Origin of the sequence: Persicitalea sp. (assembly GCF_041751555.1) — a bacterium.
GTDB lineage: Bacteria > Bacteroidota > Bacteroidia > Cytophagales > Spirosomataceae > Persicitalea.
In genome coordinates this window covers 1-8,308 of record NZ_JBGSXF010000662.1, presented here as the reverse complement: position 1 = coordinate 8,308, position 8,308 = coordinate 1, and the positions used below count along the sequence as shown (strand labels likewise).

Below are 8,308 nucleotides of genomic sequence, written 5' to 3'. Positions count from 1 at the left end.
CCTTTTATCCCTCCTCCTTTCCTCCTCTCTCCTTGTCACATTCCCCCCAGGAGCACCAACAACTCCCTCAGCCGTAAACTCACCGTTCGGCTGCCGTCCGGAAGGTACTTGTGGGCGATCATGGTAAAGCTAAGGCGTTCGCCATTTTTGGTAGTGACGTAGCCCGCGTAGGCACGAGTACCGCCGATGGAGCCGCTTTTGGCGCGGACGTTGCCAGCGGCTTTTGTGCGTCGGCCGATGTTCCGGACGGTTCCTGATTCGCCCAACACAGCGATACTGTTGTAAAAATCAGTGTAGTTTTTATCTTTCGTAGCAGCGTTCAAGATATCGGTTAGATTTTGGGCCGTGAGTGATCCGGTGGGCGACAGGCCGCTGCCGTCCTTGACGAAGAAGCCGCGCATATCCGCACCTTTTTTACGCCAGTAGTCGGCTTCAGCCTCGACAGCACCGTCGAAGTCGGGCTTGCCGCCAAGTTTAACGCCCGCCGTTTTCAGGAAGGCGTCGGCGTAAAGGTTGATACTCCACCAGTTCGTTTGCTGAGCCAGTTCGCGTAGCGTGGGCGAACTGTACTGATCGAGAACGGTGCGCAGAGGGACGGTGGCGGTAGATTTGGGCAAAACGTCGCCTGCCCCGGCGATACCGACGCCGCCTGCTTTTAAGGCGCGGGTGAGCTCGAAAGCCGCCGCGTAGGCCGGGCGCGGCACGGCCCCCTTGACGGTAAACGACGTTGCACCGCGTGGCACGGTTCCGGTCAACAGAATCTGCTCGCCTAGCGGACTAGCATAGATGTAGACCTGATCACCCGACCCGGCTTCACCCGTGGTGACGCGATTTTCTATTTTCAAAAAAGACAAATCGGGTTCCGTCTTGATGACTTCCGTTGGATCACCGACATTGCGGCCCGCTTTGAACGAAACGCGGTAGAGGTTTTCGCGAAAATTCAATCCCTGTACACCCGCGCCGTAGTAGTTGCCGAGGTCGCCCCACACCCAAGTGTCGGCTAGATTTTTATCATCAAAAATCGTGGGATCGGCCACAACCTGTCCCTGTACATAGCGGATGCCCGCCCGGCGTATGGCGACGATCCAGCGATTGAGGAGCTGGTCACCGTCAGGGACGCCATCGAAGCGTTGGCTGCCCAGCGATGGATCGCCCGTGCCGCGCAGGTAGAGGTCGCCGCGCAGCGTATCACGGACGATTTGTCCATCGTATTCCAGGTAGGTTTTATAGGTATAGTCGCCGCCTAATACCGACAGCGCGGTGGCCGTGCTGACCAGCTTCAAAGTAGAGGCAGATGGTACCGATTGCTCCTGATTGATCCCTAAAATCGTTCGTCCAGTTTTGGTCGATTTTAAAGAGAAAGCAAAAACGCCATTTCGCATCAACTCGGAGTTTTGCAGCTCCACCACGGCATCCGACAGGCGATCCAGCGCTAGGGAGTCTATGGATTGAGCATGGAGGGGTGTTAGAGCGAATGCCAGCAGAATAAAAGCCTGCGAAGTTCGGGTGATTGCGTGGATCTTACGTCGGAAATGGCGGAGGGAATCGAACATTTTGGTGGGTTAACGGCAGGGTCTGGAGTGAAACTGCCTTGTTTTTGGTACTTTTGTTGTTTATGGTTTTGAGGGAAATCCCCGTAGCTGGGTTTAAAACAAACCGCGAGATATAGAGTTTCTCAAAATTTGGCACGAACTTGACCGGAGGCATCCGACTAATGACCTCCTGGCAAACTTACGAGTTAGCAACCTGAAATTCTGACAATCGAAAAAAAGACGGAACAAAGGGTAACTATCTGTCTGAATAATAGCAAATAGAGGCAAGGAGCAAGAATAGCTTAACGCCTACAGCAACATATATGAAATTAACATTTTGGGGAGCCACGCAGCAGGTCACAGGCAGCATGTACTTGTTGGAAGTGGATGATTACCGAATCCTGATCGAGTGCGGGCTAAATTTTGACCTGAACGAAAAACAGAAGAAAGCCCTCTACGACGAACAAAAAAGCGTTTTCCCCTTCGATCCCACGCTCGTGAACACGGTGCTTCTCACACACGCCCACATCGACCACTCCGGCAATATCCCCAATTTATACAAGGAAGGATTCGAAGGTCAGGTAGTTTGTACAGAAGCAACTTATTCGCTCACGGGTATCCTATTGGAAAATTCGGCCATGCTGCACCAAAAACGGCTGAACACGGCCAATGGCAAGGCATCCAACAAGAAGAAGAAAGGATCGCTCGTCAAGGACTTTCCCCGCGACTTGTACTTGCAGAAACACGTCAAGCAGGCGCTGGAAAATTTCTTTCCGGTGGCCTTCGGACAACGCTACCGCATCTCCGATCGCGTAAACGTATCCTATATCCCGGCGGGACATTTGCTGGGCGCAGCGCACATTGTGGTAGAAGTCCGCGACGTGGACGGCGAGAAAAAAACACTCTGTTTTTCGGGCGACGTGGGCCGCAAAAACTACCCGCTGCTCGTGGATCCACAGCCCGTTCCGCAGGTAGATTACCTGATCTGCGAAACGACTTACGGAAATCGCCTCCACGAAGACCTACGGCCTCCGGGCGAGGCGCTTTTGGATGTAATTCAGCGTACCTGCGTGGATATTCCGGGGCGGCTAATTATCCCGACATTCAGTGTCGGGCGGACGCAGGCGCTGCTTTATACGCTCAACAAACTCTACCTCGACCACCAACTACCCCCGCTGAAAGTATTCACCGACAGTCCGCTCAGTTTCGGTAGCACCCGGATTCACCAAAAATATTCGCGGCAACTTAATCAGGAAGCGCGGGATTTCAAGGAAGACAATGAGGTACTGTTCGACTTCGAAAACCTGGTCTATATCGAAGGTAGCGACGCCAGTAAGGCCGTGTCCAACTACGCCGAACCGTGCATCATTATCTCGTCTTCTGGAATGGTACAAGGCGGGCGCATCGAGCACCACATCGCCCAAAATATCGAGAATCCCTACGCCACCGTCCTGATGATCGGCTATGCCTCGGAAGGAACCCTGGGTTGGCGATTGTTGAATGGGCAAGACAGCATTACAATTCAAGGCAAGCAGAAGAAGGTTTTGGCCAATATTGAGAAAATTGACGTATTTAGCGGCCACGGCGACCGTGATGATTTAATAGATTTCGTCAAGAACCAGGACGCTACCCAACTTAAAAACATTTTCCTGATCCACGGAGAAGCCCAGAGCATGCGCGATTTCCGCGACACGTTAGCCGTGAAAGGTTACGAAAAGGTAGTAATCCCGGAGCGGGGACAGAGTTATGAATTGTAGTGGTTTGTTTAGGTGGTTAGTTGTTTAGAAGAACCTCTAGCGACTGAATTTAGCATCATGATTTTGTTTTGCTTTTTTCTCAGTAGAAATAAACAACGTTCGAATAACGCCTTTCCTCCACCACTAAAATTAAAGGACAAAATCCCTATCCTAAACATCTCCACGACTAAACAATTAAACAACCTTGCGTACCTATTTAGACTTTGAAAAACCAATCGCCGAACTGGAAACCAAGCTGGCGGATATGCGGCGGTTGGCCGAAGAAAGTACCATTGACGTGTCGGCGGCGACAGCGGCCCTGGAGAGCGGAATTGACAAACTTCGGCAGGAGATTTTCGACAACCTTACGCGCTGGCAGCGGGTACAGTTGTCACGGCATCCCGACCGGCCCTATACTTATGAATACATCAAATTGATGTGCGATGAATTCATCGAATTGCACGGCGACCGGCAGGTGCGTGACGACCCGGCGATGATCGGCGGCTTTGCCAATCTCAACGGACAGGGCGTCATGATTATCGGGCAGCAGAAGGGCCGCAACACCAAACAACGGCAGCACCGCAACTTCGGAATGCCCAACCCCGAGGGCTACCGCAAGGCGTTGCGGCTGATGAAACTGGCCGAGAAATTCAACAAGCCCATTATCACGCTCATTGACACGCCGGGCGCATTTCCCGGTTTGGAAGCCGAGGAGCGTGGACAGGGGGAAGCAATTGCGCGGAATTTGAAGGATATGTTTATGCTCAAAGTACCCGTTATTTGCATCGTTATCGGCGAGGGTGCGTCGGGCGGAGCCCTGGGTATCGCCATCGGTGATCGCGTGATGATGCTTGAAAACACTTGGTACTCAGTAATCTCACCCGAAAACTGCTCGACCATTCTGTGGCGTAGCTGGGACTACAAGGAGCAGGCCGCCGATGCCATGAAGCTCACCGCCCGTGATATGAAGGCCAACAAACTCATTGACGAAATAGTACCTGAACCCCTCGGTGGGGCGCACCTGGATCACCTCGCGATGGCGGATATTCTCAAAGGCGTCATCCTCGATAATCTGGGGCAGTTGTCCCAGCTTTCGCCCGAAGAGCGCATCAGTCAGCGCATCGACAAATTCTGCAGCATGGGAGTGGTAGTTGAATGATTTTTGTGAAAAATAACAATATTAAAAACATCGTCTTCGACCTCGGCAATGTCATCATCGACATCGACGTGCCACGCGCCGCACAGTCGTTCGCTGAGTTGAGCGGGCAACGGGCCGAAGACGTATTGGAATTGTTCGGTACTTCGGGGCTTTTCGGGCAGTTCGAAACCGGAAAACTGGATGCCCCCGGGTTTCGCACCTACGTCCGCGAACTACTTCAAAATCCTGATTGGGAAGACGCCGTGGTCGATACGGCCTGGAACTCGCTGTTGCTGGACATTCCGCCGGAGCGCATTGCGATGATTCAGAAATTGGGTGAAAACTACCGCCTTTTTCTGCTCAGCAACACCAGCAGCATTCACATCGAGGCGGTCAACCAGATTTTGGAAGAAGACACGGGCATGGCGCGACTCGACGATCTTTTTGAAAAACTTTTCCTCTCCTACGAAATGGGCCTGATGAAGCCTGACCCGGCCATTTACGAGCAAGTTTTGCAAGAAGCAGGTATCGAGGCGGGCGAAACGCTCTTCCTGGATGACAACGTCGACAACATCGCCGCCGCCCGCGCTCTGGGCATTCAAACCTTCCACGTGCAGCCGCCGTTAACGATGCTGGACTTCCTGCAAGACTATGTCGCCTAGCGCCCGCACTACCCTAATACAGATTTTACTTTTTGTTGTCACGCTGATCACCACCACGCTCTCCGGCGCGGAGTGGATGTACGGAAAAACGTTTTTTTCTTTTGGGGTATTTCCAGCAGATCAACTGATTGGCTGGCCCGAGCTGTGGCAGGGCCTCCATTTCTCGCTGCCTTTCCTGCTTATCCTCACCGTCCACGAGTTCGGGCACTACTTTACCGCCAAGATTCATCAGGTCGAAGTGACACTGCCCTACTACATTCCGCTGTGGTTCGGGTTCACGCAGAGCATTGGTACGATGGGCGCGTTCATCCGCATCAAGTCAGTCATTAAGTCTCGGGTCAAGTTTTTCGACATTGGCATCGCCGGGCCGCTGGCGGGCTTCCTGGCCGCGCTAGTCGTACTGTGGTACGGTTTCACGCACCTGCCGCCACCCGAGTACATTTTCACGATTCATCCTGAATACGCCCGCTACGGGCTGGATTACGGCCAGTATGTCTATGAGGGCAAGGAAGGAGCTCTGGTGTTGGGCGACAATATCCTTTTCTGGTGGTTCAAAAACTACGTTGCCGACCCGGCGCGCCTCCCCCATCCCAACGAGATAACGCACTACCCTTACCTACTGGCGGGCTTCATTTCGCTGTTCTTCACAGCCCTCAACCTGATTCCCATCGGACAGTTGGACGGCGGCCACATTCTTTACGGACTATTGGGAAAGAAACGCTTCAACGTCGTCGCCCCGACGTTGTTCGTTCTCTTCGCCTTCTACGCCGGGCTTGGCCTCTTCCGGGCCGAGGAATTCGCCACCCTGGCGAGCGACGACCAATATTACAAACTGCTAGGCTACCTCGCCCTTTACGTCTATTTCCTCTACATCTGCCTGAAACGCGTTGCGGGCAGTCCCCGCACGGGCCTGATGCTGAGCCTGGGCATCGTGGTGGCACAGTTCGCCGTGTCGTATCTGCGTCCTGACTGGGAAGGTTACTCGGGCTTTCTCTTCTTCGTCTTCTTGCTGGGCCGCTTCCTGGGCGTATATCACCCCGAAACCGCCGACGATGGGCCACTGGGCACCAGACGTATTCTGCTGGGCTGGCTGGCGGTGGTGGTATTTATCCTTTGCGCGAGTCCGAAGCCGTTTATTTTGGTGGGAGGGTGATAGGGAGAAAGGAAAGTGACTGTAGGTCAATCAGCAACTGATTCTTGTCGACTTCATGCTTCTTCGTGATCCTGATATTCCGCTTTCTGGAATAAAAATACTAGTTTTGAAACAAGATTCCTTTGATGGTCATCATTGCTAAGGCTGCTCTGACAGGTTTTGCCGAGAAACATCCCGATGCGCTTGTAGCTTTGCTGAATTGGTATGACATCTCCTCGCAAGCACAATGGAATTCGTTAGCATCAATAAAGAACACCTTCAACTCGGTAGACTACGTTGGCAACGACCGTTATGTCTTCAATATCAAGGGGAATAGGTACCGTCTGGTAGCAATGATCCATTTTGACATCAGAACGGTTTACGTAAAATTTATAGGCACGCACGCCGAGTATGACAAAATAGACGTTTCAACGATTTATTTTAAGCCATGATTAAAACTAAAAACGAATATCGCCAGGCGTTTGATAAAATAGACATCCTCATTTCTGAAATGGGGGATGATCTTGAAAGGCAGAAGGAGGCCAGGTTATTGGCTGAGGAAATTCAGGAATACGAAAAAGACAACATTTCCTTTCCAGCTCCAACTACCCTGCTCGGTATGATTGAGTTTAAGATGTACGAGATGAAGCTCAAGCGCAAAGACTTAGCTATTATGCTGGGCGTAGAAGCCTCACGCGTTTCGGAAATAATGAATGGCAAACGAAAAATAAACGTGGAGATAGCCAAGGGACTACACGAAAAATTAGGAATTGACGGCAACTTTATTCTTGAAAAAATTTAAAAGGCCGCATTATTTTCAAGTACAATCCTTTCCTGCAAAACTCAATTTTACCTCAATTCACCGTGGGCTGAGTCTTCTCTAGCCTTGTAGCGCGGAGGGTCTGAGTCACCTCAGACCACGGAATAGAGAATGTTTTTGAGGGTATGAAAACATATAATCAAATTCTAACGGGGGAACTTCTGGATGAGAAGCTTGAATCTTTGATTAAAGTTGGTAGCGACGAAGATTGGAATATCTATTATGTGAGCAACGACGGAGAAAAATGGCGGATGAGCTATCCAAACTCTGGATATCACGGAGGTGGGTCGCCAGAATTAACCCAAGTCAGCAACTTCCCTTGGGAAGTCCAAGACTGACCATTTCTTTGGGATCGCGGCAAAACTTACTAAATCCCAAAAAGCTTTATCTTTGTTAGCACTGCACCAAAAAGATAAAACAAACTCAAAATGGAAGCCATAGAATTTGACGCACAAATCCAGGATGGACGAATTACCGTGTCGCCGCGTTTATTGAAGTATCAATCATGAACCAAAGACAGGAAATAATTACCGTAGATGAAGAAATACTCGGCGGAACGCCTGTGTTTCAAGGAACCAGGGTGGCAATAAAAACGCTCTTCGATTACCTGGAATATAGCTCCCTGGAAGATTTCCTGGAAGGATACCCAACGGCAACGCGAGAAGAAGCCGAAGCCATAATTGAGCTGGCTGCCGACTTGCTGTACGAAGTATCGATACAATGAAAGTTCTTTTGGATGAAAACATCGACGTCCGTTTCAAATACTCGTTTGATGGTACCCAGTATGAGGTCAGCACAGTAAATGATATGGGTTGGAATGGGGTAAAAAACGGAATACTACTTGCGTTAGCCTCTGAAAACCAGTTTGATGTTTTCATTTGTGTTGACAAAAATCCTCATTATCAGCAAAATTTATCTGCACTTCCTCTACCTGTTATAGTGATTGACATACACAGAAACATTCTTTCCCGGCTAAAGGATAAATTGCCCGAACTCCTCTCCCTTCTGGTAGAAGAACTCGAAAGGAAAATTTATATCGTAAAGTAGCAAGTACTTCTAACACCTCGGTCTGGACCAAGAAATGGAAGTGGAAATGAGGATAGGAATTTCTGGGTAAATCCAAAAACGGCAATTATTCCGTATCTTTGCCCTCAATCAAAGCGGTTTACTGGCCGGGGAAACGAGGTCAGTATTTTTTTATTCTAATTTACTGAACCTTGTTATTTAAAGACCTCGCCCTCCACGGCGACATCCTTCATGCCGTGGACGCCATGAATTTCAGCCAGAC

Annotated in this window: 10 protein-coding genes; 9 read left to right on the top strand and 1 reads right to left on the bottom strand. The window is 50.6% G+C overall.

What is annotated here, in order from left to right; translation table 11 throughout:
- Window positions 1–35: 35 nt before the first annotated feature.
- Window positions 36–1,553: a D-alanyl-D-alanine carboxypeptidase/D-alanyl-D-alanine-endopeptidase gene (gene dacB, locus ACEW8P_RS23385; RefSeq protein WP_373515481.1), complete on the bottom strand. Its 1,518-nt coding sequence runs from the start codon at window positions 1,551–1,553 to the stop codon at window positions 36–38.
- 302 nt (window positions 1,554–1,855) lie between these two features.
- Here dacB and ACEW8P_RS23380 point away from each other — a divergent pair, with 302 nt between their 5' ends.
- From ACEW8P_RS23380 to ACEW8P_RS23340, 9 genes are all read left to right on the top strand, one after another.
- Window positions 1,856–3,289, top strand: a complete 1,434-nt coding sequence (locus ACEW8P_RS23380; RefSeq protein ID WP_373515480.1) for an MBL fold metallo-hydrolase RNA specificity domain-containing protein — start codon at window positions 1,856–1,858, stop codon at window positions 3,287–3,289.
- Between the two features lie 184 nt (window positions 3,290–3,473).
- A complete protein-coding gene (locus tag ACEW8P_RS23375) occupies window positions 3,474–4,427 on the top strand; it encodes an acetyl-CoA carboxylase carboxyltransferase subunit alpha (protein ID WP_373515479.1) in 954 nt (317 codons plus the stop codon).
- On the top strand, window positions 4,424–5,068 hold the full coding sequence (locus tag ACEW8P_RS23370) for an HAD family hydrolase (RefSeq protein ID WP_373515478.1): 645 nt from the start codon (window positions 4,424–4,426) through the stop codon (window positions 5,066–5,068). The genes ACEW8P_RS23375 and ACEW8P_RS23370 overlap by 4 nt, the downstream gene beginning before the upstream one ends.
- Window positions 5,058–6,221, top strand: coding sequence for a site-2 protease family protein (locus ACEW8P_RS23365; RefSeq protein ID WP_373515477.1), 1,164 nt, complete (start codon window positions 5,058–5,060; stop codon window positions 6,219–6,221). Before ACEW8P_RS23370 ends, ACEW8P_RS23365 begins: the two co-directional genes overlap by 11 nt.
- Window positions 6,222–6,346: 125 nt before the next feature.
- Window positions 6,347–6,652: a type II toxin-antitoxin system HigB family toxin gene (locus tag ACEW8P_RS23360; protein ID WP_373515482.1), complete on the top strand. Its 306-nt coding sequence runs from the start codon at window positions 6,347–6,349 to the stop codon at window positions 6,650–6,652.
- The gene (locus ACEW8P_RS23355) at window positions 6,649–7,002 is read left to right on the top strand and encodes a type II toxin-antitoxin system HigA family antitoxin (RefSeq protein ID WP_373515476.1); all 354 of its coding nucleotides are present in this window, start codon (window positions 6,649–6,651) and stop codon (window positions 7,000–7,002) included. Before ACEW8P_RS23360 ends, ACEW8P_RS23355 begins: the two co-directional genes overlap by 4 nt.
- A gap of 143 nt (window positions 7,003–7,145) precedes the next feature.
- Entirely contained in the window at window positions 7,146–7,358 is a 213-nt protein-coding gene (locus ACEW8P_RS23350) for an Imm27 family immunity protein (protein ID WP_373515475.1), read from the top strand.
- 167 nt (window positions 7,359–7,525) lie between these two features.
- Entirely contained in the window at window positions 7,526–7,744 is a 219-nt protein-coding gene (locus tag ACEW8P_RS23345; RefSeq protein WP_373515474.1) for a DUF433 domain-containing protein, read from the top strand.
- A gap of 8 nt (window positions 7,745–7,752) precedes the next feature.
- Entirely contained in the window at window positions 7,753–8,067 is a 315-nt protein-coding gene (locus ACEW8P_RS23340; RefSeq protein WP_373515473.1) for a hypothetical protein, read from the top strand.
- Window positions 8,068–8,308 lie beyond the last annotated feature (241 nt).

Excerpts from the sequence above, each read along its gene's own strand:
- dacB (WP_373515481.1), bottom strand. The coding sequence starts at position 1,553 with ATGTTCGATTCCCTCCGCCATTTCCGACGTAAGATCCACGCAATCACC.
- ACEW8P_RS23380 (WP_373515480.1), top strand. The coding sequence starts at position 1,856 with ATGAAATTAACATTTTGGGGAGCCACGCAGCAGGTCACAGGCAGCATG.
- ACEW8P_RS23345 (WP_373515474.1), top strand. The coding sequence starts at position 7,526 with ATGAACCAAAGACAGGAAATAATTACCGTAGATGAAGAAATACTCGGC.
- ACEW8P_RS23350 (WP_373515475.1), top strand. The coding sequence starts at position 7,146 with ATGAAAACATATAATCAAATTCTAACGGGGGAACTTCTGGATGAGAAG.
- ACEW8P_RS23355 (WP_373515476.1), top strand. The coding sequence starts at position 6,649 with ATGATTAAAACTAAAAACGAATATCGCCAGGCGTTTGATAAAATAGAC.
- ACEW8P_RS23370 (WP_373515478.1), top strand. The coding sequence starts at position 4,424 with ATGATTTTTGTGAAAAATAACAATATTAAAAACATCGTCTTCGACCTC.
- ACEW8P_RS23365 (WP_373515477.1), top strand. The coding sequence starts at position 5,058 with ATGTCGCCTAGCGCCCGCACTACCCTAATACAGATTTTACTTTTTGTT.
- ACEW8P_RS23360 (WP_373515482.1), top strand. The coding sequence starts at position 6,347 with ATGGTCATCATTGCTAAGGCTGCTCTGACAGGTTTTGCCGAGAAACAT.